The sequence below is a fragment of the Ehrlichia ruminantium genome, assembly GCF_009728835.1.
Classification (GTDB): Bacteria; Pseudomonadota; Alphaproteobacteria; order Rickettsiales; family Anaplasmataceae; genus Ehrlichia; species Ehrlichia ruminantium_B.
Genome location: NZ_CP033455.1, coordinates 980,604 through 1,005,892, shown reverse-complemented (window position 1 = coordinate 1,005,892; position 25,289 = coordinate 980,604). Strand labels below are relative to the sequence as shown.

Below are 25,289 nucleotides of genomic sequence, written 5' to 3'. Positions count from 1 at the left end.
TTTTGTCAGATCTTTTTAATAAATGTTGGTGTTTTAGGAATGTGTTGTGAGTCTGTCTTACATTAATAAAAAATATTGTATGTAAATGTTTGGTATAAACTTTCTGTTATTAATAAATTTAGCACAGTAGCTAATAAATTATTATTAAGTGTCTCAGATAAGTAAAAATTTATTCACTTTTATTCTAAAAAAAACATATTACTTTACAATTTTAAGTTGTATGGTATAAAATTTGTTATATTATTCTAGTTTAGTAATAAATAATGGAGAAACCAAAGTGCATGCAGTGAAAGTAGGATTAAGTAATTTGATTGAAAGTACTATGGAAATAATTTCACATTTTTTTGCTAGACAGAAGAATGAGGAAATAAAGAAAGAGTTGCAGAGTTTTGTAGATCAAATAAATGAACTAAAGTCAGAAATACCAAGATATCGTGCTAAAGAAGCTAACGGGCATTTTGTGAATTGTGCTCAATCTGTTCTTATGGAAGAACTGATTAGAAATGTACTATTTAAGATATTTGATTTTGATATAGTACATAAGAAACAATATATGTCTCAGATTACTATAGAAGAATATAGAAGATCTGTGAGTACATTATTGGATAAAGTGACGAGATGTGAATCTAAGTATATAGAAAAAGGAACTGTGATACCAAGTTTTAAAGGTAATGATAGAATTAAGCGTACGGTATGTAGATGTGTCAGAATGTCCTATATTTTGGATAGGAGTAAGTCATTGTCTGTTGAGGAATTTCGCACAGTTTGTTCTGATCTAGGGTTAGATTCTTGTTCTTTAGACGTATTAATGAAATTTTGTCATATTGATCTTATATTAGGCATAATAAATCTTGGCTTTGTACGATTTCTTGCGTCTTGTGAATTTTTCCCTCATGAAGATAGAAGTATAGTTGTAAAAGTGTCAAGTAATTATGATAAATTAGTAAATCATATAGTACTTTACCGCTCCTCTCAATCTATCCATAAGTATTATGCTGATAAGATGATACAGGAATTACCTTATTTATCTATTACAAGTAAGCTCAAAATTAATACGATGATGCCACTTGCTTTGGTATTTTTTCTTATGCAAGTAGTATTTAGTGTTCTTGGATCAGTATTTATTGTATTGCATATTCATAACATGATGAATGTAGTTGATATAAAAGATCTATCCATTGGTATGTGTGTTGGAAGTGTACTTTTAGGTATTTTATCTGTCACTTTGGTTTCTATAGGTTATAAAAGATTGAAACAAGATAATATATATTCTTTGCAAAGAAGTGAGTTAAATTTAGAAAATTTTTATGTGCCTGGTGAGAACATTGATTTTCTTTAGCTATCTTTGTAATTAAAAAATATTTTCATCACAACTGTAATGACGAAAAACTAACAGATACAAATGTGGTATGAAAAATAGTGTTATTCTTAATTTATAAACAATAGTTTTATGAATACGTTTCTAATTAATCCATATACAAACACTTGGAGTATTAGTACCTTCTATATTGACTGATAGACATAAATATTATCTGACAATTCATTATCGTGTACAGACTTCATATCATTATATACCATAACATTCATAAAAATTTAATATATCATAATTCATAGTTACCCCTATATTATAAAAAGTGTTGTTATTAAAATCTTAGGAAGAATGAAAAACAAAAATTGGATATAGCATAGTAATTGCTATTCTTTGAAAAAAAATTATGGGTCACTTAAAACATCTAATAATTTATTAAATAATCTTTATTGTGTATGACATTAGTGGTAATCATTTTTAATTTCTAATATTGTTTGTTTTTCTTTCTAAAATCTTAGTGTCATAGCGTGTGCTTGTATAACCTGATTTAGTGATAATTATAGTTACAGAATATTACTAAAATTCATGTATGACTTGTATTTTGAGTATTAAAATAATTAGATAGGATTATAAAAACTACAATTTCTATATTTATGTTGTAGCTATTAATCAAGACTATTAGCTTAGAGCACTAAATATAGCACCTTATAATATTAAAGCTAGTTTTACTATGTAATAATTGTAAAAAACAAGACATCATCTTGATGACTTAATATATTGTCTAATTTTACAATAGGAGTACTATAATAGTGCTCTATCTAATAAGTATTATATGATTCAAAAATGAATTATAACATAGCCTGAACATTACCTATATAAATTTGTTATTAAGAATTAACATATTATATGTTTGTAATATAGACCTTTAGTTATTATTTATAAAGAATCGTATACATCTTTTAGGGTAGTTTCAAACATTGTTTTTATAATCTTAAATGCTTTACTGTGTATTTGAGCATTATGTACTCTAAAAAAGTCTATGTTTTTGTAAAACAGAGCAGAAGATGCTATTACTGTAGGATTGTCACGTATTTTGTCTTCTGAATCAAATTGTATGAAACAAGACTTGCGAGAATGACCAAGACATATTGGATATTTTAGCTCTTTTAATTTATCTATGTTTTTCATAATGTATAGTGATTGTGTTGCATTTTTACCGCAACCTATACCTGGATCGACAATAATTCTGTCTCTATTTATTCCGGCATCTGTTAACATTGTAGTTTTATCTTGTAACCATTTCTTGATTTCTTTTATTGGATTAACTCCTTTTGGTATATAATTACCCAATATTAATGGTACGCCTAGATTATGTGAGATTATAATTTTGGCAGAACTATTTAGTAATACTGGTATCATATTACTGTCTGATATTCCAGTAGCGTCATTAATAAAATCGACATTTAAGGCTAATCCTTTTTCTGCTGTTTTTGCATTTCTGGTATCTAAGCTAACTTTAACATTGCGACTATGAGCAACTTCTACAATTTGTGGTAATATTGTTTTTAATCTATTCCATTCTTCTTCTTGTGTAACTAGAGTTTCGTCTCCTTGGTATATATACCTAGGTTTTCCTGATTCTGCTCCAACATCTATAATGTCTGCACCGCTGTCAATTAAATGTTCTGTTTGTTTTATTGCTTTTTCTACAGTAAAAAACTGTCCTCCATCTGAGAATGAATCGGGGGTAAAGTTAAAGCAACCTAGTATTTGTGTTTTAAATTTCATTGTAAAACTCCTATGTTGATAAAGAATTAAAACTTAGTATTAGATTAATAGTAAGTGTGACACTACCTTAACAATGCTGTTATATAATGAACTTATTATCCTAACAAATAAAATATGTATAACCTATATTACGTACTGTTCACAAGTACTGTGATGATGTTAAAGAACCAAACATGTAACCCTTAATATCAATCTAATATTATTTTTAGGACATTAAATATTTCACTAGTAATGTTGTTATATAATGAACTTGTTATTCTAACAAGTAAAAAGTGTAATATATGTTTTAAGATGGTATGGCTCTTATAAATACTGTGGTCATATAACAACTTAAACACATAATTTTTAAGATTAACTTGGTGTATTTTGTGAACATGAAATGTTTTACTGGTGATATTTATGTAATGTTATTGTTTTAGTTAGATAAGATGTGAGATATGTATTTTTAACAAATACCAGATTAATAAACTCTGTGATCAAGTAAAAGACTTGAGTGCGTAATCCTTAAGATTAACTTGGTGTATTTTGGGACATTGAATGTTTTACTAGTGATATTTATGTAATGTTATTGTTTTAGTTAGATAAGATGTGAGATATGTATTTTTAACAAATATCACATTAATAAACTCTGTGGTCAAGTAAAAGACTTGAGTGCGTTTAGGATTAACTTGGTGTATTTTGTGAACATGAAATGTTTTTACTGGTGATATTTATGTAATGTTATTGTTTTAGTTAGATAAGATGTGAGATGTGTATTTTTAACAAATACCACATTAATAAACTCTGTGGTCAAGTAAAAGACTTGAGTGCATAATCTTTAAGATTAACTTCGTGTATTTTGTGAACATGAAATGTTTTACTGGTGATGTTTATGTAATGTTATTGTTTTAGTTAGCCGGAATATATAATGTGTATTGTCAGTAGGTACTATGATAACGTTAAAGACTTAAAAGCATAATTTTTTGAAAACGATCTAATATATTTGCTTTAATATATTGAATATTTCGCTATGTAAATGTACATTATGTACCCTAATAAAATCTATACCTTTTTGGAATAAAGATATTGATACTCCTAGTGTAGCGTTATCAAGCGTTTGATCCTTTGATTTATATAGAGATAAACAAAACTTTCGTGAATGACCAACGTATATTGGATAATTTAAAGCTTTCAGTTTTTCAATGTTCTTGAGTATGTATAGTGATTGATGAGCAATCTTACTAAATCCTATTCCTGGGTCTATAATTATTTTATCTTTACTAATGTTTGCATTTGTTAATTTTCTTATACATTCTTCTGCCCATAGGATGATTTCATTTATAGGATCACAGCCTTCAGGGAGTGTTTTTCCTTTTATTAAAGGTATACCTAGGTTATGAGTAATAATGATACCAGTTAGATTGTTTTGTTGAAGTACTTTAATCATGTCATTGTCTGATAATGCACTTACATCATTTATATAGTCTATATTTAATTCTAGAGCTTTTTCCGCAGTTTTTGCGTGTCTCGTGTCTATACTAACTTTTACGTTATTACTATGAGCAAGTTCTATGACTTGGGGAAGTATTTGTTGTAATCTATACCATTCTTCAGCTTGAGATATTGTGTTATTACAATGTTGAGTATATAGATATGTTGGTCTTGTTGATTCTGCCCCTACATCTATTATATCTGCTCCACTGTTAATTAAGTGTTCAGCTTGTTTTAGTGCTTTGTCTACGGTGAAAAATTTTCCCATATCGGAAAATGAATCGGGGGTATAGTTTAAAATTCCAACTAATTTTGTATTAAAATTCATGTTACAGGTTTTGTTATCTAAAAAATAATGCTATTAAGACGAGTGATATAAATTGTAGTAATACTCTTGCCATCATAATTTTGTTTCTGTGTTTTATGTAGAACTCATTACCAATAGCCATTAGTACTACTCCAGATATTAACGATATCAATGTTAACGATGTAAAAACTAAAATTATTATTAATAATACTGAATGACTAAACATTTTAATATCTATATAAGGATACAATATACTATATCATATTGTATAACTTTGTCTTGATTAAAATTATTTATATGAAAATTAAAAAAATGTTTGTATTGTTTACTTGGGATAATAGTTATGTGTGTAGTGGATTAATTGTTTAGAGGGATGTGTGGAAGATGTAAATTTTAACTTTCGGACAATGAGAGAACTAAAAAAAAGTGTTCTATATACTAGTCTCGAAAAGTGTAAAAGTGTATTTTGGTTTATTTTTTGGTTTAGTTCTGCGATTAATTTATTAATGTTGTTTTTACCACTGTATACTTCTCAAGTTTTAGATCGAGTACTTACAAGTGGTAGTGTTTCAACTCTTATTATGTTGAGTGCTATTACGATTATAGCTTTTGCCTGTTCTGCTATATTAGAAATATGTAGATCTTTAGTTATGGCTAAAGTTGGAGATTGGATAGATAAAGTTGTAACTCCTGATCTTATTGTAAAATCGATTAGTCTTACTTCTGTTAAGTCATCTACTTCAAGTGGTGAAGTAATTCGTGACTTGGGTGTTGTTAAAAGTTTTATTACTGGATTTGGTATATTTTCGTTATTTGATACGCCTTGGGCAATCTTGTATTTGGTTACTATTTTTATGATACATACTGTTACAGGTTATATTGCTATAGTGGGTATAATATTATTGACTAGTATGGGTGTATGGAATGAACTAGCAACGAAAAAAATATTACAAGAAGCCAGTGAAGAGGGAATACGTAATATTAATTCAATAGATGTTGCTACCCGTAATGCTGAGGTGGTTGAAGCTATGGGTATGGTTAACTATATTGTAAATGATTGGGCTCAGAAAAATGATAAAAATAGAGCTATGCAAATTAAAGCACAGAATCGTTCCAATTTGATTTCTGGTATAACTAAATTTATTAGATCGGTATTGCAGATAGCTGTAATAGGGATTGGTGCATTTCTTGCAGTACTTGGTCATAAAACTGCAGGTGGGATTATTGCTTCATCAATTTTAATGGGTAGAGCATTAGCACCATTTGAGACATCAATTAATACTTGGAAGATGTTGATATCAGCTCGTATATCTTATAAAAGGTTACAAATGTTACTTGTTGCATCTCCTAAAAGGGAACAAACTATGTCCCTGCCTGTTCCTAGTGGTAAAGTAGTTTTTGATCGTGTGTTTTTTACTCCTTATGGTACTCACAAACCAACTATTAAAGGTGTATCTTTTTCAGTGGAAGTTGGTGATATTGTTGGTGTGATAGGGCCTAGTGCATCTGGAAAGTCTACAATAGCAAAACTGTTGGTGGGTGTGTGGAAGCCAATATCAGGGGTTGTAAGGCTTGATGGAGCTGATGTTTATACATGGAATAGAGAAGATTTTGGACGTTATATTGGTTATCTTCCCCAGGATGTTGAATTATTTAATGCTCCAGTAAATGTTAATATTGCAAGGATGATGCCGAATCCTGATCCAGATAAAGTAATAAGAGCTGCACAAATTGCTGGTGTGCATGAGTTAATATTAAGTTTGCCTAATGGATATGATACTCTAATTGGTAGTAGTGGTCTTGTTCTATCTGGAGGACAAAAACAAATGGTAGGTTTGGCTAGGGCATTTTATGGAGATATCAAACTTTTAGTGCTTGATGAGCCAAATGCTAATCTAGATGGAAATTCAGAAGCAAGTTTGATAAATGCGTTACTTTATGCAAAGAAAAATGGTATTACTACTTTTATTATGACTCATAAAGTACAATTATTAAATGCTGTTGATAAAGTATTAGTTATGACTGATGGTATGATTAGTGGTATTGGTTCTAGAGATGAGATTTTAAGCAAGATTGTTCCTAAGTACAGTCCAGCAAATTCTCAAACAAAAAATGAAGCTAAACCGTTGCCTGATAATGTGGAAAAACAAAAAAGTGAATAGTTTTATAGATTTGTAATACATCGATCAAATATTCAGCAGTGTTTACAATACTACTACTGTAAACACTTGGTTTAAAACTTGAAATGTATGCAGTACGAAAGTAACATTGGCAGGTTAATGAAGTGTACTGTCTTTATTTTTAGTATGGTTATTAAAATTTTATGAATATGTATTAATATAATTTTGTAAACTTACTAAGTTTAAACTAGGGTTGAGCTTTTAAGTAAAGTCTCAAATAATTTCGATAGTTGTATTTGCAGTATAAACTTGTTATGACCAAGAGAATATTATTTTTTGTGTAATAACTAAAGTTAAAAATCTAATAATTATGAGTCATTGTATAAACTTGCAGATTTGAAAATAGGACTATTATTAGTTGTGTTGTTCAATGGCATATTCAAAACGATTGAAATACTTACTGACTATAGGTACTTGGTGTAATATTTGAAAAGTATGTAGGATGGAAATAACATTGGTAGGTTAGAAAAGTGTGCTGTGTTTATGAATTTTAGTATGGCTATTAAAATTTTATGAATATGTATTAATATAATTTTGTAAACTTACTAAGTTTAAACTAGGGTTGAGCTTTTAAGTAAAGTCTCAAATAATTTCAGTAGTTGTATTTGTAGTATAAACTTGTTATAACCAAGAGAATATTATTTTTTGTGTAATAACTAAAGTTAAAAATCTAATAATTATGAGTCATTGTATAAACTTGCAGATTTGAAAATAGGACTATTATTAGTTGTGTTGTTCAATGACATATTCAAAATAATTGAAATACTTACTGGTTATAGATACTTGTATTAGTGAGTGGTAGTGTTTGTATATTATTTTTAAGTTAATGTGTATTGTGATTTTATACTTTGTAGTCATATCAATTTCAGTAGGTAGAGTGTGTTTACAGTGTGTAAATTGTAAGTTTGATATTCTATAAAGACTGTTTTTGGTGATAAATAAAATAAGTTAAAAATTATTTTTTAATGAATATACTATTACAATTATAAGAATATTACTTGTTAATGGATCCATATGTTAAAATGAAATATATGTCTTAGTTAGTACATATTTGGCCAAAATATAGCTTATATAATAAATGTTGTTAAGTAACATGACGATTAAACATCTTAATAATTAGTATGGAAAATTTACTATTTTTTGATAGTTAGGGTAAATATTGCTGTGTGTGTTAATGTTCGTATTATAAGTTCTAGTGTTGTTATGCATAATTCGTATTATAAGAACTTTTCGAATAAATATAGTTGAATTTAATTATTTTTTTTCGGATATAAGTAGGTTAGTTTGTTTTTATCTGATATATATTTTGATTTTTTAAAAATATATGGAAGTTAATGTTGTATCCTGTTATCTTATGAGTGTTTACTTATGAGTTATGATTATGTGATGTTACTTATTATTTGGTAGAAGTTAGTATCTTAAATTTAAAGAATATGTTGTAATTTTAGGATAACTTATTGCTGATAAATAAGTAAGGTATTTTTTTATAAATTAATTATGATATTATGGTAAAAGCTGTTGTTATTGATAAAACTGGTGGTTTTGAAGTTTTAAAATATGTTGATTGTAATGTTGGTGAACCCAAAGATGATGAGGTATTAATAAAGCATACAGCTATTGGGTTAAATCGTTATGATCTTGAATGTTGTAATGGTACACGTAAAACTAAAAAGCTACCTACTGTATTGGGAATTGAGGCAGTAGGAGTAATAGAAAAAATAGGGAAGGATGTTGAGGTTTTTAATGTTGGAGATAGAGTAGGTTATTGCACTGTGTCTGGGGGTGCATATTCTGAAAAGAGAAATATAAATCAAAAATATCTAGTAAAAATACCTGATGACGTGACTGATCAAATTGCAGCTGCAGTTCTATTCAAAGGTATGACAGCACATTATTTGACGCATATAGTTTATAGTACACGACCTAAAAGTTTTGCATTAGTGCATGGTGCTACAGGTGGTGTAGGACAAATATTATGTCAGTGGGCAAGTTATAAAGGATCTAAAGTCATAGGTGTGACCAGTTCTGATGATAAGGCAAATATTGCTCTACGTGCTGGATGTTCATATATTATAAATTCTAATAGTGAAAATTTTGTCAAACAAGTAATGGAAATTACAGATGGTGCTGGTGTTAATGTAGTTTATGATCCTGTAGGAGCATCAGTAAGTAAAGTATCTTTTGAATCACTCGGTCTTTTTGGTATTTATGTTTCTTATAGTCAGATATCTGGCCCTATTTCAAACGTTAGTGCTTCTATGATGAGTTCTAGATCGTTGTTCTTTACTGCTCCTCTGGTATTTCATTATAAACGTTCAAGCTTTGATTTATCTATGACTGCTATGGAGCTTTTTGAAGTAATGAGAAAGGGCCATATAAAAGTTAACATAAATAAAACATATAAATTTAATGATATAATAACTGCACATCAAGATTTGGGTAAAAGGCATCTTACTGGTTCTAATGTAATTTTATTATAGTTATTAGCTTGATATTTTAGTGTGATTTTTAATCTAACATATCAGCACGGTAGTATAGATCCATGATACTATTGTCTATGTGTAAAAATTACGACATTTTTGTTTCTCTAATGTAAGGTAATTTGTATTTTAATGTGCTTGGTAAAATATATATGTTAGTTTTCAAATCTGTTGTGTTTGTACTAGTAATGGCACATATTAAGGCATAGTTAATTTTATGCCATATCAATAACATCAGGTGAAAATAGAACTGTAGATTTGAATAACAACAGATAATGCTACATATGATATGAGTTTAAAAAATTACTTTTAGGCGCAGATACTTTTTCGAAATGGTTAGATTAGGGATAATGTTCATGATTTCTTTAGAATTATGTAACAATAGTACTATACTTTTTATAGATTCACTGTAATATTCACAATAAATCTTTATACATTATTAGAGCACATAAAGGACTGATGAAGAAGGATTTACTGTAAATCTTATTATGTCTTAATCGTGAGTAGGGTATTGGTGTATAAAAATTCGCTGTTTTCACAATTGTAGAGTAATTTAATTACTGCATGGATTAATACAAGAGTTATTTGCTAAATATACCACTTCTGCTTTTTCTTGTGTTAAGGGTTATAGCGGAATATTTTTTATATGTATAATTCGATTCTATGAACTAATATTGTGATTTACTACTATATTGATAATATACTGAACATACGATTTACCTTTTGTCATAGTTGTGGCTTAATATTTATACAAATAGCGTAAGGTAATTTGTTGATGCATAGTGTTGACATTTAAAGGTTGTTTATCTATATGAATTCTATTTTTTTAAATGTTAGTATTAGATGTTATAGTACTGTGCAATTATGCTATTGTAGTAGTTTATTTTGTATTGGTTATATACTGTAAATATATGATTCATCTTCTGTCATAGTTATTGTTTGGTGTTTATACAAATAGCGTAAGGTAATTTGTTGATGCATAGTGTTGACATTTAAAGGTTGTTTATCTATATGAATTCTATTTTTTTAAATGTTAGTATTGGATGTTCTAGTACTGTGCAATTATGCTATTGTAGTAGTTTATTTTGTATTGGTTATATACTGTAAATATGTGATTCATCTTCTGTCATAGTTATTGTTTGATGTTTATACAAATAGCGTAAGGTAATTTGTTGATGCATAGTGTTGACATTTAAAGGTTGTTTATCTATATGACATACTGTTTTTTTAAATGTTAGTATTGGATGTTCTAGTACTGTGCAATTATGCTATTGTAGTGCTTTATTTTGTATTGGTTGTATACTAAACTGTAATTCATCTTCTGTCATAGTTATTGTTTGATGTTTATACAAATAGCATAAGGTAGTCGATTACTGTACAGTATTTTGATGTTGAAAAGTTATTCATCTAGATATAACACTTCTGCTTTTTCTTGTGTTAAGGGTTGTAAATCAATGTATTTTGTTTTGTATGTATCCTTAATGCTGTGGATTATATTATACCATGATTTATTTTGTATTGGTGGTGTACCAGTGATATATAATTCATCTTCTGCTCTCGTCATCGCTACGTATAGTAATCTTAAATATTCATTATATTCATTTATTTTTTGTTGGGCTTTTAATTTTTCACAGAAGTCATGTGTATCATTACGGCACCAGAATGGTGTATGTTCAGCATCGAATATTAATTGAAGATCACTTTTTGGAATTGCTGTGGTATCAGCAAGGAATACTATAGGTGATTGCATGCCTTTCGCGTTATGTATTGTCATAATTTTTACATAGTTTTTTGCGTGATTGATATCACTTTTTATTTCTGGGTTGGTATTTTTGATCCAATGTATGAATGATTGTAATGAATTTAAATGATTTAGTTCAAATTGTATTAACAGATTTATAAATTCCCCTATAATTTCTGTGCCAGATTGACCTAAACATCTTATAAATTTGTGTTTATGTTGTGATATGATATAGTTGTATACGTCTAAAGGGTTGTGAGTTCGTGATATATTAATTAGTTTTTTTAAGTAATCTGATACCTGACAGAATTTTAATTGTAATGTTTCCCATAGATGTAGGTTATTCCTGTTATATGCTAGGTTAAATATTTGTTCTTCGGTAAATTCAAAAATTGGAGATTTTAGTAATCCTGCTAGTGCTAAATCATTTTCTGGTAGTAAAAGGAATTCTCCTAAGTTTACAAGGTCTTGAATTATCATACTATCCATAATTTTAAATTTGTCTCGTTCTAATGTTGGAATATTAAGTTTTTTTAATTCGGTGATCATATGATCTATAAAAGATGTTCTATGTCTTACCAGTATTAAAATATCTCCTGCAGTTATGACCCGTTGTTTTGCTAATAGAATTCTTCGATTTTTTATCCATGTGTAAATCTTATTAGCAATAGTTGATGCAAGTAGTAAATTAATATCAGGAGTGATTTTATAGTCTATATTTTCTAAAAGGTTATGCTTATTATTTTCAGTATGAAATATAGGCCATATTTCTAGGTATCCTTGATCATATTTTCGAAAGATTTCATGATGTATTTCTGCTGTATTAAAAGATATTTCTTGTCGAAAATTATTAAATATTTTATCCACTAATTTTAAAATAGGTGCTGTAGATCTAAATGATTGTTTCAGATGTAGTATTTTATATTTGCTACTTTTTTGTGAAAAATAGTGACACATGGGTTCAAAGTAGTCTGGTCTAGCATTTTGAAAGCTGTATATTGATTGTTTTATATCTCCTACAATAAACAATGTTCTTATCTCGTCTGTTGTTCCAATACCAGCAAAAAATTCTTGGCATAATTCAGATATAATTTGCCATTGTTTTATGCTATTATCTTGTGATTCATCAACTAATAAGTGATTTATTTTGTTATCTAGATGGAAGAGTATCCAATCTTTATGGTCTGGATTTGTAAGTAATTTTAATGCTAAATTGATTATGTCATCATGATCTAAGTAATTTAATCTTTGTTTATCTTGTTGATATAATTTGATAAAACATTTTGCAATTTCAGTTAAATGTATAGTGCGTTCTGCTATTTTATTAGCGTTAAAAATGTTAATGAATTCTAATATTTCTTCTTGTATATCTATAATTATTTTTTCTGTTTCAGGAAAATCTTTTAGGATTTTTTTTGTAGCTATTGATGATATTGATTTTTTTTCTAAAGATGTTGGGTTGATGAATATTTTTGTGTATTCATTTAATTTTAGTATTTTGTACTTGTCTGGTAAGTTCACCCATTCAGTTAGTTTATCACTGAGTTTTTTATCTCTTATGCTTCCTTGACTTAAAGTGTTTATTACAAATGTTAAGTTGTTTGTATTGATATTTAGTGATTTATTTATCTGTGTTTTATCATAGTTTAACTTTTTGTATATTAGGTTTTGATTAGGATTGTAATCTTGGTTACTTAGTAATTTGTATAATAAATCATAAAGTGTCTTTTCTGTAATTTCAGATGAGATAACTGATATATTATGTTTTATTGTTGAATCATTTAATGTTTTGTAAAAAATTTTTGAAAAAGATTCTGATAAATCTTTAATGGTACAGTTTGGGGATATACCTGCTTCTATAGGAAATGCAGATATGAGTTGATAACAAAAGCTATGTATGGTTTTTATTGAAAGTGATAAATTATGTATACTATTAAATAGTTTTCTGGCTTGATGTAGTTCTTGAGTTGTTATGTTATTGTGAGTAATTTCCTGTAATTCTCTTTTTAGTTCTGTATCTGTCAGTGTTGTCCAAATACTTAAAGTTGAATATATACGTTCTGTCATTTCATGTGCAGCTGCGTTTGTAAATGTTAGACAAAGTATATTTTTATGATCTGTAAGTAATAGTCGTAGTACTCTATTTACTAATATTCTGGTTTTTCCAGTTCCGGCTGATGCTGATATCCATATCAAGTGATGAAGTGTGTCAGTTGCAATATTTTCTATCATAAAGTATAATTAGTATAGTTTTGGAATCTATGTAATTGTTAATCATAAGTTATACTTATGGTAGTACATTAATTATACTTATGGTAGTACATTCTTTTAGTGATGAAGTTCTTTATGAAAAAAATATTTTTATTTATAGTATTAATGGGCTTTATTAGTAGTAGTACAGCCAGTATTTCATGTAGTACACATTCTGATAGCAAACAAGATAATGATGATAAAACTGTTGCAGGGAAAATTAAAAGTGATTTTGAAAAAGGGAATGAATACCTTGACGAATGTGAGAAGTATGTAGATTGTGGTTATGACACTATATGGTAAGACATGTAAATTTAGATATATCTTTTTGAAAATATAAGTTAGATAATGTACAAAAAGTACTTTTTTAGGTCAATATGTAGATAAAGCTGGTAATTTTACATAATCTTTTTGTTTGGTTAGTTTTTAACCTATTGTATATAACTTAATTATATACCTAAGTTTTTATATTAATATTTTAATGCTAAGTATATAGGAGAAAGTGGTTTTTTAATAATTAATTTGCTATTTGTTGGTATCCATATTGAAGAGTAAAGCAGTTTAGTTGCAATATTCTGTATATGATATATGATTACTAATATTTTTAAATTTATGAATGTTAATGAAAAATTATATTTATAACAGTATATTTTGTAACATGGGTAGTTTGGTGGGTAGTTTTCTATGAAAAAATTATTTTTAAATATGGTTTTAATAGGTTTTGTTAGTGCTACAGTTGGTATTGCACATGCTTTTCATGCTGATGATAATTCTTTAGATGTGAAAGTTAAGGGTAAAGAAGGCCATGTATTTCAAGGCAAGCAAGACAATCAAGATGATAAGGAAGATGATGAGTTATATTCTGAGGATGAGGGTTATTTAGATGGAGAATATAATTATGATGAAGAAGATGAAATAGATGATGAAGATAATGATGTTGTTGATCAACAAGGAGATGTACAGGATGGACAAGTTGAAGATGATGATCATGATGAGGAAGTATATGATGACAACGATCTATTGAAAAAATCTGCTAATACAGACACTAATGCTGATCCTAGTACAAATGAAATAGTAAAGAAAAAGGAAGGTAAAAAACCACAACAAAAAAAAGATAGTACAAAAAAAGATGACGATAAAAAAAAACTGATACTGAAACAGTAAATAAGGTACAAACAGCAAATTTTTCTTATAAATGGCCATTTATTAGAAGTATTATTCCAGAAATTGAAAAAAGTAAATATGATAACCTGAATGATCATTTACCCAGGTTATATACTATTAAAGATTATAGTACGCAGCTTTTTTATTGTATCATAAATAATGATGTTTCTGGGTTGCGTGCTTTAATTAATAAACTTGAAGAACTAGATGTTAGTTTATCTGCTATGTCATCTCAAGTACGTACTGTAGGTTTTGGTGATACTTTATTAACTTATGCTGTAAAACATGGGAAATTGGATATAGTACGGTTTCTTTTGTCAACGGGTATTGATTCAAATGTTGCTAACTATAATAATGATACTCCGATAAGTATAGCTGTTAAAAATGGTAGGGATGATATAGCGCGTGCTATTATTACAATGCAATATTAGTGTTACTATGTGACAAAATTATGTAATGTGTTTTTTGGTTCATAAAGCATAATATTAGTGTAGATTTTTACTAATATGTGATTTATTAATTGTGATGCTAGGTATTTTATAACATTTGATAAAGGTGTTGAGAACTTTATTTAATGGGTAGTTGTGGTTTGGCAGTGAATTATGGTTACAGAAGTTGTGGGATGATCTCTTATACATCTGTGGGATGATTTATGAATTGTAGGTTTGATATTAAGTTATAATTTTGGATTGTGTTGTATCTAAAATGTATGGGTAAGCACTTTAAGTTATTGAGTTATACTAAATAATCATGAATTTTGTTACTATGAAGTAATGTAGTTAAACTTAATATATAAGTGTTATTAATTATAAGAAAATTGCTATTTGTATAAGTAGAATGCATAATGTTACATATTCATATTGAATAATGTGTTGTTATAATTAGATCATAATCTGAAATACTTGTTGATTATATAAGTCTATTTTTTATAGTATAATCATAGATAAGTATATCGTCTGTTTACAAACTTAGTTATGTATTGCATATGTGAAATGTCATTATGACTTTGCTAATTTAATAATCTGAATAGAATAATAGATTACTTTATAATTCTGCTCTAATGTCCTGATGATTCATCATATATTTGTGGTACATGTTTTTACTGGTTTATTTTGTCATGTATGCAGTATTATTAGGGGGTTAGTTCTGTATTTTAATTTATGGGTAATGGTTAGTTTATTATTTTATCTATAAGATTTTCGAATGTATGGTTAATATATGGAGTTATTGTGAATGCTAAAGAGTTCAGTGATAAGAATCTAGCTTATGTTAGTGGTCTGTCAGTAATATTTTCTACTATTGTTTATGTTTTATTGTTAGTTTCTGGGATATATTATGGAAATTTTGTAGTAGTATTACCAATGTCTTTATTTGCATTAGTTTCTACAGTGATTATTCCAAGTGGGTTTTTTGTAAATAATCCAAATGAAGCTAAAGTTGTTGAATTTTTTGGGAATTATATTGGTACTATATTTCAATCAGGGTTTTTCTGGACTGTTCCGTTTGTGCGCATGAGAACCATATCATTGAAAGTAAGAAATATTAATACAAGTAAAATAAAAGTAAATGACTTTAATGGAAATCCAATAGAAATAGCAGCTGTAGTCGTATGGAAAGTTGTTAGTCCTGCAAAAGCATGTTTGAATGTAGGTGATTATCAGGAATTTATTAATATTCAAAGTGAAACAGCAGTAAGAGAATTAGCTGGTAGTTATCCATATGATGCTGAAGATGATAGTGAGTCACTACGTAATAATTCTGTACAAATATCATCTAAATTACGTGATATATTACAAAGTAGATTAGGTGTTGTGGGAATTGTTGTAGAAGATGCTCGAATTGCTCATTTAGCTTATTCTTCTGAGATAGCACAGATTATGTTAAGGAGGCAGCAAGCAAAGGCTATAACTAATGCTAGGGGATATATAGTGCGAAATGCTATTACTATGGTAGATGAGATACTAAAGCATTTTGAACTAAAATATAAAATTAATTTATCTGATGAGCAGAAAATTAAATTAATAAATAACTTGTTAGTGTCTCTTATCTCAGAACAAGGTGCTCAGCCTACTCTTAGTATAGAATAGGATATGGTGATATCATGGCACTCAGCAATCGGTTTTTTTAGAGTTGTGAGTGTAATGTAGAGATAATTAGATTGATATCGTGCTGTATTTGTATTCTGTAAAATTGAACATTTAACCTTGATGTAGATGTTAAACATTTGGTGGTAAATGTAAAATTTTTAATAATGAGTAGTTAATTTATATAGTGGACTGTTATTTTGATAACAATAGAAAGAGCTAATACATGATTGTATTGAAGCTCTATAGAATATGAATTCTATGTTTTCTTTAAGTGTAGGTTGTAAGTGTTGTTAGTGCTGTGTATTTAAGAGTAGGTTTGGAAGTTGTTTAGTGATAAAATTAATTTCTAAATATCCAAGTTGAAATATACTTTATGGTGTCATAGTATTCAAATTTTGCATGATATTGAACACATAGAAAATATGAATTCGATGTTCTTTGTTATAGTTTATGGCGTATATATAAAGAATAAGAATGGAAGTTGTTAGTGTTATGGATGATTTCTGAATATCAATAATTTAAATATATTTTATAGTTACTCAAATTTTGTATATGTTGAACTAGTAAAAGCTAGGAATAGAAAATTCTTTTGTTATATATTCAAAAAAATAGCATCAAACTTATGTAACAATGTTCTGTACATAGAAAAAATTGTATTTTATATCATAAAATGTGATCAGCCTAATGACATGTGTATTGTATAATAGTTTTATTATAGCAAAGTTGGTATATTTATTATAGTTGCATTTATTTACTACATAAATTAATTAGAGATATGTTTATAAAACTATTATTTATAAATTAAAATAATATTATTTTTTCTTACTATATTCGTAATTTTTTATAATTACAGTTGTGATGAATATATTTTAAATATTTTAAGTCACCAATAATTTTTTCCAAAGAATAGCAATTGTAGTGCTATATCCAATTCTTGCTTTTTATTTTTCCTAAGATTTGAATAACAATATTTTTTATAATATAGGTTAATTATGAATTATGATATATTAAATCTTTATGAATATTATGGTATATATAATGATGTGGATTCTGTACACGATAATGAATTATCGGAAGAATATATGTCTTACCAGTCAATATGGAAGGCAGTAATACTTCAAGCAATTATTGATTCAACGTCTAATTATAAAAGAATGGAGAATAAGATTGAAAAGATTAAAGCTAATAATTGGTTTAATGATTATTCACAAGATTTTGTTAACGTTTGTCATTTTGCTGGATATAGTTCTCTAAGTGTACAAAATAAGGCAAAAAAGATTATATCAGATAGTAAGTTTAAAATAGAAACTAAATAAGAGGAGAAGATCTCAACCTGTATAACTTCAATTTTGCTGTTTTAAATATAATCTGCGAGTTGAGATTTTGTGATATTTTTTACGTGTGATTGTTTACTCATTTATAAATAGAATATAGTATCTGTGCAATTTAGTAATGTTATTAGTTATTAAAAATTTCCTTTGTTATTAGCTGATAGAATAATAATCTTATATGGTTATGTAATTTGTCATAAATTGTAATGTAAATTAAAATCTTGAAGTTTTGTAATAGTAAAATTGTAATTTTGTTTACTAAGTGTTATTGTAATAGGTATTGATAGTTATATGTATTTGTATAATAAAATAATTTCGATCTATACAGAATTACAGAATCGTAAAATAGTAACAACTAATTTTAAAAAGTTATAAAGTATCTAATATGTTTGTATAGTAGTGATGTAGATTTGTTTTAGGATAATATGTGTTACTATATTTGTAAAGGTATCTATGTTGCTTGATATACTACAGACTATTTTGTATATAGGTTTTCTTACTCAGGATATATAAGATGATGAGAAATAAATGATCTAACATATTTGTTTGTATAGTAGTGATGTAGGTTTGTTTTGGGATAATATGTGTTACTATATTTGTAAAGGTATCTATGTTACTTGATATACTACAGGTTATTTTCTATGTAGATTCTTCTATTTGGGGTGTGTTGAGATCAAGAAAGATGAAATTAAGAATATTAAGTTTATGACAAAAAGGAACTTCTGTGAATAGGTGATATTGTTGATAATATAATTTGTCATGTTTCAAATTGAGTATAAGAAAAAAGTACTTAGTTATGTTATTTGTAAAGATTCTTATAGTACTTTATTAGATATAAGTACGGTTTGAGAAATTCATTTTTGGTAACTCATAGTCATACTGACGTAAATTTATTATGAATATGACAAAAAGTATGATGTGTTTAGTTTTATAACCTGTATCAACAATGACAGTGTCTATAAACCTTGTAACTAATTTCTTTTAGTAATAATAATGTAAATCAACGTTTGTAGTATGAAGTAGTCAAAAGGGATATATAAGTTAAGGTTGATCAAAGTAATATTTTGTAACATTTTATAACTGTAGGCAATGCATTTTGATTAGAACTATTTATGTTAATATTGTGTTTGTATGTTTATGGTGTTGATTATTTATATTTCTGGTAAGGAAATCAAAGTAATAAATTTGAGATATCATAATATCAGTTGTGTTAAGAAATACAGCTGTTTATTAATTTCTCTATAGATAATTAGGAATCTGACCTTATATGTTTTTGATTGGATGAAATGTTTTATACAGTCATGAAGGTTAGTAAATTTAAAATATTTTAACATCAATATTATTTGAATAGAGTGTAATTATTTGCTTGTTTCCATATCAGGTTACTAGAAATCTCAACTTGTATAACTTTCAATTTTGCTGTTTAATAATCTGCAAGTTGAGATTTTACTTATTCTAAATATAGAATAAAACATTGGGAATATAAAAATAATTTGTATAGTAAATTGTCTTGAAAAAATGTTTATTTTATGAACAGAAAGATAGGTGAGGTTTTTGCTACTTATTATTCTATGGTAGATAGTGGTAAAATTACTTACGATGAACAACAAGTGAAATTATTAGAACAGTTTTTACCTTATTTGACTATTCAAAATATTTGCTCTGTTCTGCCAATAAAAAAGAAACTAAAAAAAGTTGGTATATACATATATGGCAAAGTTGGCAGAGGAAAGTCAATGGTTACAGACCTATATTATAGTACTTGTAAGATAGAGAATAAAAAAAGACAGCATTTTAATCAATTTATGAAAGAAATACATTGTTTGCTACATGAATTTAGATCTTCTTGTATTAAGGATCCACTTTATAAAGTTGCAAAAACAATGTGTCATAATATAGATTTATTGTTTTTAGATGAGATTCAAGTGTATGACATCTGTGATGCTATGATATTATATAGGTTGTTTTCTATTATTTTCGATCAGAAAATTATTGTTATGATGACTTCAAACTATGCTCCTGTAGAGCTTTATCAAGATGGTATACAGAGAAAATCTTTTGAACCAGCCATATCGTTAATTATGGATAGAATGCATGTTATACATTTGTCTGGGAAGCAAGATTATCGTACTATAAAAGGTTTAGGAATAAAAGATGTATATTTTATAGGTGATCATTCTTATCATAGGTTATCTAACCTATTTGTTAGTATGGTAGATAATCGAGAAGTGAGGCCTATGACATTATGTGTTTTAGGCAGGAATATTAAAGTGAATAGGGTATGCGGTAATATAGCGTGGTTTGATTTTCATGAACTATGTGGTCAGCCTTTATGGGTTTCTGATTATCAAGAAATAGTACGTAATTTTTCGGTAATATTTATTGCAGGAATTCCTATTTTTGATTTCTATAATCGTAATGAAATGAGTAGATTTACTATTTTAGTTGATGAATTATATGAAAATAAAACAAAGATATTCTGTTCTCTAGCTGCTGAGCCTCAATCATTGTATTATTCATGTGATATTCCTGTAGATTTTCAACGTACAATTTCACGTTTAATAGAAATGCGATCTAAGTCTTATTCTGATAATGCGGGGTAGTGATTCCTATAAATGTAGATTTTAAGTCTGTGTATTCTTATCATTATTAATTGATGATAAAAATAACGTAATATTTTTATTTTAATTTTTTTGTTATGTAGGGTATGTTTTGTGTGTTAATTGTTATGTAATAGAATGTTTTAAAAGATTGTTGAGTGTACGGGTCTACTAATGGTAAAGTTTTTACTATTTCTTCTCAAATTTTTAACTCATCAAAAGATAAAATATTAGTATTAAAAAATTGCGTTTGTGGGGGAAAAATTAATGACTGTGAACTTAATGATGTATTGTCAAATTGTATAGAAAAACACGATTTATAAAACCTAGAGCTAAAAGGCCAAGACTAGATCTTGTTGCTTTTTAAAGTATTAGATCCATAAAACAAACATAGAATAAATATAAATCTATTCTGTATTGAGAATTAGAGATTATCATTATTGGTAAATGGTTTTATGAACTTAGCATATGGAATATTAATCAATGTTGTGAGAAAAATTGATAATAAAGTATTGTTTTACTATATAATTTTGTCTTGTTATAGTAATAGTAATAGGCTTTTTACTGTATGTTCAGTAAAATTGGCTATTTTTGTAATGTTTTTATATGCACATTTCTTCTAGACATTTTATATAATCCTTACTGTCACTTAATGTTGGTACCCTAAAAAACATATTTTTTGGTATTGTTGATTGATATTCAATATCTAATTCTACAAGAGTTTCGGAGTTTTCTGATACAAATGATATAGGTACTAATACTATTGGCTTATTATCTGTGACTGCTCTGTTGATTTCTGATAGTGTACTAGGTTCTAGCCATTTAACAGGTCCAACTTTGCTTTGGTAACAGATTACATAGTCTAATGATGGTATATTTAGAGATTTTACAATTAAAGATATACTATGTTCTATTTGATATTGATAGGGATCACCACGTTGTATTATACTTAGTGGTAAACTATGTGCTGAAAATAGAACTCTTGGTAGTCCATGATTACGTGCTTCTTGGTATTTTTCTGTAATGAGTTTGCACTGTGCTTTTATGTAGTGTTCATTGTTATAGTAAGAGCAAATGGTAGTTGTTGGAATTATGAGATTATTTATCCTAATATGTTTGTTCCAGTATTGAATAGCTGAAAATGTAGTTGTTAGTGAGTAGTGTGGATATAGGGGGAGTAAAATTATCCTATCTGGATTATACTTATGGATGTGCTGTATAGTATCTTTAGCTGAGGGTTGAGAGTACCTCATAAATATAAAGACTTTATATTGGTTATTGTTATGCTGATTTAATGCATTTTCAAGTAAGGAAGCTTGTATTTTTGTTGCTTCTAATATGGGAGATTTACCATTGAGATGTTCATATATTTTTGTTGCTGTTTTGTATCTAAAGTGTGAAATGAGTGTAGCTATAATGAGGCGTAAGGGATTTGGTAGATTTATAATATTTTTATCGTAAAATAGATTAAATAAAAATGGTTTTACTTCAGATAATGACTGTGGTCCGCCTAAGTTGAATAATACTACTGCTATTCTTGACACGTAATGTTTTGTTGCTTTATATAATGCTTGAGGGTAACATGTGATATGTTAGCTATCAAGTGGAATATAATAAAAAGTTCAGTTTGAATTGTATATTTTGCTTAAACCTGTATTAAAAGCTAATTTATAAATCCTACTTTTTTTGTTAGAAGTATTGTGTATATGATGCTCTGAAATTTTATTATATCAATTATAGTACTAAGTGTATTTGTGTAGCATATAATATAAGAATTATTATATAGTTATATAAAATAAGAATAGTGTATGGCTGAAAAAGATTTTGAATGTTAAAGATACTAATAGGCTTAAGATGTCTGGTTTAATTATATGTATATTAAACTGAGTGTATAATTGATTATAAGTATTGTTACTATTGTGCGTAGTGTTTTTATTTTTTTAAGCCTATCATGAAATAACATAAGTGGAACTTTTTATATACAAGTAAAAAAATTTTTGGATTCTATAATTCATCAACAAAACAAACAATTTACAATGTAATATTTTATTACAAATAGCAAATAAATTTCTCGTTTTTATACATTTTATGTTGTGCATGAATATCAAGTTTATGTTGTACTGCGTATCCTTAAATATTCACCTTTTTAATGTAGGGCCTAGAGAACTGTTGTATTGATATTAAAAGTTCGTAGTTTGTTGTCAAAATTGTAATATGGTACACTTTATGTGTTACTGATAATGTTATTAAGTGTATATTATTTTAACAAATTGCTGTTTATAATGTTGAAAAGGATATGAGAGTTCACATAGCTATTTGTATTAAGTGTATAATTAATGATATTACCTGAATTAAAAAGAGAAAACATAAACATTATCAATAACACAAGAGTTGTTTTTAAGAAGTAGCAAATCATTAGTTTATTAATAATTTGCATTGATGTAAGAAATACTCCTCTATGAAAACGACAACAATAGTTAAATTATATTTAAGCACACTTACTGCTGCAATAGCTATTACCTTCTGTTACTTCAATATCTGACATACAAGAACAACCTTCTTCTGAGAGGTTTGTGTTAGTTGATGTTTGTGTTGTTTTTGTAAATAACATTGAAATTTTGTTATCAATTAATTGTATTACAGATTGAGGATAGTTAGCATTCTTCGTGATGATAAATTCTAGATCAAGTAATCCTCCGCTGGCTACAATACATACATCGTGCACTATAGCATAAAATAAACTACACATATACTGTAAGTTTTGCTTTGAATGATGAAATTTTGTGTTACTATGTTGTTTTTGTGATTGTTGATTTTTTTCTGCATTATATATTATATTTACTACATCAACTAAGAGAGACAATGGAAGCTCTAGTAATGTTATACAAAATAACATAGCTTCAAGTAATGCTAATATTATCTTTATTGGCAAAGTAATTATGCAGAAAAGCAGATTAGTGAAGAAATATTTTATACCATTAATATTTTTTTTATCTGTTTTATCATGCATGCTAATAGAATTATTACCTTTAAATTGTATAAATTTATATGATGTATTGCTTTGTGTATTTATGTATATTGGATGATCTATACCACGAGAACAACAGTCTTTTCTAAGTTTTAGTATTCTTAGACTTAGACAAATTAGTAGCATGACCATCATACAAGTAGCTAAGCACACTAGGTACATGCTTGATGGATTTATACTAATTATATTAGATTTATGCATATAATAACAAGCTATAAATATTGTAGGCATAACAAGTAATGTTTCAAGAGATGGTATAACATTTTCTGTAATATTTTGCTTTGCATATATTATATTTAAGGTATGAGAATATGCTACATTAGGTGTTATATATCTTTTATGAAGGTCTAAATATGTTTTTTGTTGTAGTGCGGTCAATAGTGCAATATTACACGTTACGAACCCTTTTAGCCCACAAAGAGCTGAATTTTTGAATTTAAGATGCAAGTTTGAGAAATCAAATTTTTCTTTTACTCCTGGAGATAACATAAATAGTACCAATCTTAGTTAATGAGTCACAACATTATAGTTTATTTCTTTAGAAATATACAAGTATTAATCGTATATTTTTGAATATATGGAATATTTTATAAATCTGAATACTCAATGAAATTCTAAGTATTGAAGTAATTTTTCTATTCTTAGTAAAGTATGAGAGAGTAGGTTATTTACATCATTTTTTATTTTTAAATAATCATCGAAGTACTTCTTGTACATTAACATTTCGTCTTTTACTTTTTTTAATTGTGCTTTTAATTCATTTTTTTCGTCTGTGAGTGTTAATCCTGCTAATAAGAATATTAGGGCATCAGATCCTTTACCTTTTTCTGCAGCTGAAATTGAGGTAACTAATGAATTAAATTGCTCAGCTAATTTAAGTAAATGTGGTTCTTCTGTTTTATTACAAGCTACTCTGTAGGTATTATTTCTGATGATAATTTCAATAACTTGTGTATTATGATTATTCACCTATATGCTCCTTGTTTAAGATAGACCGTATACCTTCTATTGCCATGTTTAATCTATTGATTACTTCATGGCATGTTGTTTTCCAGTTGTTACATTCATTTATTTTTTCTAAGAGTTGTTTATTTAACTGATGGTTTTCTGCATTAAGTGATACTATTGTTTCATTATTTTTTGATGTGTAATTATTAGTATTTAGTTTTTCTTTTAGTAAATTTTCCAGCTTATCAAATGCTTGATCTAAATTTTGTTGAACTTCTGAATTAGAAAAATTGTTCACCTGATCCATAATAAACCATATAATTATTAAAATGTCACACAACTTATTGGTTGATAAGTTTGATAAACTTATTACTTGGTCTAAAGTAAACTTTTTGATATTTGTTTTTTGTTAACCTTGTGTTAGCAGTTTTAATATTGTATGTTCTTACAGTAAAAGCTCCAAATCCTCTGAGCTCAACTCTATTGTTACCTTTTAAATATTCTACGATTAGTGAAAAAAAGGTATGTAATATCCTAGATACCATCTCTTCACTAAGAGATGGGTTTTTCTTTGATATGTGCTGAATTAAATGTGACTTTAACATA

The 25,289-nt window shown here is 27.4% G+C and carries 18 protein-coding genes; 10 read left to right on the top strand and 8 right to left on the bottom strand.

Annotation, left to right across the window (positions count from 1 at the left end):
* Nucleotides 1-232: 232 nt before the first annotated feature.
* Nucleotides 233-1,339: a hypothetical protein gene (locus tag EDL80_RS03505; protein ID WP_230957190.1), complete on the top strand. Its 1,107-nt coding sequence runs from the start codon at nucleotides 233-235 to the stop codon at nucleotides 1,337-1,339.
* Nucleotides 1,340-2,245: 906 nt separating this feature from the next.
* Here the strand turns inward: EDL80_RS03505 and folP (EDL80_RS03500) are convergent.
* Both folP (EDL80_RS03500) and folP (EDL80_RS03495) read right to left on the bottom strand, forming a co-directional pair.
* Nucleotides 2,246-3,097 carry a dihydropteroate synthase gene (folP, locus tag EDL80_RS03500; protein WP_158406797.1) on the bottom strand — a complete coding sequence of 284 codons (852 nt, stop codon included), beginning with the start codon at nucleotides 3,095-3,097 and terminating at the stop codon, nucleotides 2,246-2,248.
* A gap of 973 nt (nucleotides 3,098-4,070) precedes the next feature.
* Nucleotides 4,071-4,895, bottom strand: a complete 825-nt coding sequence (gene folP / locus EDL80_RS03495) for a dihydropteroate synthase (RefSeq protein WP_158406796.1) — start codon at nucleotides 4,893-4,895, stop codon at nucleotides 4,071-4,073.
* A gap of 386 nt (nucleotides 4,896-5,281) precedes the next feature.
* Here folP (EDL80_RS03495) and EDL80_RS03490 point away from each other — a divergent pair, with 386 nt between their 5' ends.
* Nucleotides 5,282-7,036, top strand: coding sequence for a type I secretion system permease/ATPase (locus EDL80_RS03490; RefSeq protein WP_196492750.1), 1,755 nt, complete (start codon nucleotides 5,282-5,284; stop codon nucleotides 7,034-7,036).
* Nucleotides 7,037-8,559: 1,523 nt separating this feature from the next.
* On the top strand, nucleotides 8,560-9,534 hold the full coding sequence (locus EDL80_RS03485; RefSeq protein ID WP_158406794.1) for a quinone oxidoreductase family protein: 975 nt from the start codon (nucleotides 8,560-8,562) through the stop codon (nucleotides 9,532-9,534).
* 1,399 nt (nucleotides 9,535-10,933) lie between these two features.
* On the opposite strand, the gene EDL80_RS03480 is transcribed toward EDL80_RS03485, so the two are convergent.
* Nucleotides 10,934-13,504 carry a UvrD-helicase domain-containing protein gene (locus tag EDL80_RS03480; RefSeq protein ID WP_158407096.1) on the bottom strand — a complete coding sequence of 857 codons (2,571 nt, stop codon included), beginning with the start codon at nucleotides 13,502-13,504 and terminating at the stop codon, nucleotides 10,934-10,936.
* A gap of 117 nt (nucleotides 13,505-13,621) precedes the next feature.
* On the opposite strand from EDL80_RS03480, the gene EDL80_RS03475 reads away from it, so the two are divergent.
* The 7 genes from EDL80_RS03475 to EDL80_RS03445 all read left to right on the top strand — a co-directional run bounded on the left by EDL80_RS03475 (nucleotide 13,622) and on the right by EDL80_RS03445 (nucleotide 21,030).
* Nucleotides 13,622-13,828 carry a hypothetical protein gene (locus EDL80_RS03475; protein ID WP_158406793.1) on the top strand — a complete coding sequence of 69 codons (207 nt, stop codon included), beginning with the start codon at nucleotides 13,622-13,624 and terminating at the stop codon, nucleotides 13,826-13,828.
* A 381-nt stretch (nucleotides 13,829-14,209) separates the two neighbouring features.
* Complete coding sequence (locus EDL80_RS03470) at nucleotides 14,210-14,689, top strand: hypothetical protein (RefSeq protein ID WP_158406792.1); 480 nt, start codon at nucleotides 14,210-14,212, stop codon at nucleotides 14,687-14,689.
* A gap of 41 nt (nucleotides 14,690-14,730) precedes the next feature.
* Entirely contained in the window at nucleotides 14,731-15,120 is a 390-nt protein-coding gene (locus tag EDL80_RS03465) for an ankyrin repeat domain-containing protein (RefSeq protein WP_330998039.1), read from the top strand.
* Between the two features lie 798 nt (nucleotides 15,121-15,918).
* A complete protein-coding gene (locus tag EDL80_RS03460; protein WP_158406790.1) occupies nucleotides 15,919-16,776 on the top strand; it encodes an SPFH domain-containing protein in 858 nt (285 codons plus the stop codon).
* A gap of 992 nt (nucleotides 16,777-17,768) precedes the next feature.
* Entirely contained in the window at nucleotides 17,769-18,092 is a 324-nt protein-coding gene (locus tag EDL80_RS03455) for a hypothetical protein (RefSeq protein ID WP_158406789.1), read from the top strand.
* Nucleotides 18,093-19,636: 1,544 nt separating this feature from the next.
* A complete protein-coding gene (gene zapE / locus EDL80_RS03450; RefSeq protein WP_158406788.1) occupies nucleotides 19,637-20,710 on the top strand; it encodes a cell division protein ZapE in 1,074 nt (357 codons plus the stop codon).
* Nucleotides 20,711-20,865: 155 nt separating this feature from the next.
* Nucleotides 20,866-21,030: a hypothetical protein gene (locus EDL80_RS03445; RefSeq protein ID WP_158406787.1), complete on the top strand. Its 165-nt coding sequence runs from the start codon at nucleotides 20,866-20,868 to the stop codon at nucleotides 21,028-21,030.
* A 279-nt stretch (nucleotides 21,031-21,309) separates the two neighbouring features.
* Here the strand turns inward: EDL80_RS03445 and hemH are convergent, their stop codons facing one another.
* The 5 genes from hemH to EDL80_RS03420 all read right to left on the bottom strand — a co-directional run bounded on the left by hemH (nucleotide 21,310) and on the right by EDL80_RS03420 (nucleotide 25,288).
* The gene (gene hemH / locus EDL80_RS03440; protein WP_158406786.1) at nucleotides 21,310-22,251 is read right to left on the bottom strand and encodes a ferrochelatase; all 942 of its coding nucleotides are present in this window, start codon (nucleotides 22,249-22,251) and stop codon (nucleotides 21,310-21,312) included.
* A gap of 944 nt (nucleotides 22,252-23,195) precedes the next feature.
* Nucleotides 23,196-24,224, bottom strand: a complete 1,029-nt coding sequence (locus tag EDL80_RS03435) for a hypothetical protein (RefSeq protein WP_158406785.1) — start codon at nucleotides 24,222-24,224, stop codon at nucleotides 23,196-23,198.
* 114 nt (nucleotides 24,225-24,338) lie between these two features.
* Nucleotides 24,339-24,704 carry a cell division protein ZapA gene (locus EDL80_RS03430; RefSeq protein ID WP_158406784.1) on the bottom strand — a complete coding sequence of 122 codons (366 nt, stop codon included), beginning with the start codon at nucleotides 24,702-24,704 and terminating at the stop codon, nucleotides 24,339-24,341.
* Nucleotides 24,697-24,990 (bottom strand): DUF4164 domain-containing protein, encoded by a 294-nt coding sequence (locus EDL80_RS03425; protein ID WP_230957187.1) that lies wholly within the window; start codon nucleotides 24,988-24,990, stop codon nucleotides 24,697-24,699. The genes EDL80_RS03430 and EDL80_RS03425 overlap by 8 nt, the downstream gene beginning before the upstream one ends.
* Nucleotides 24,991-25,024: 34 nt before the next feature.
* The gene (locus EDL80_RS03420) at nucleotides 25,025-25,288 is read right to left on the bottom strand and encodes an HU family DNA-binding protein (protein WP_158406782.1); all 264 of its coding nucleotides are present in this window, start codon (nucleotides 25,286-25,288) and stop codon (nucleotides 25,025-25,027) included.
* Nucleotide 25,289: the final 1 nt, after the last annotated feature.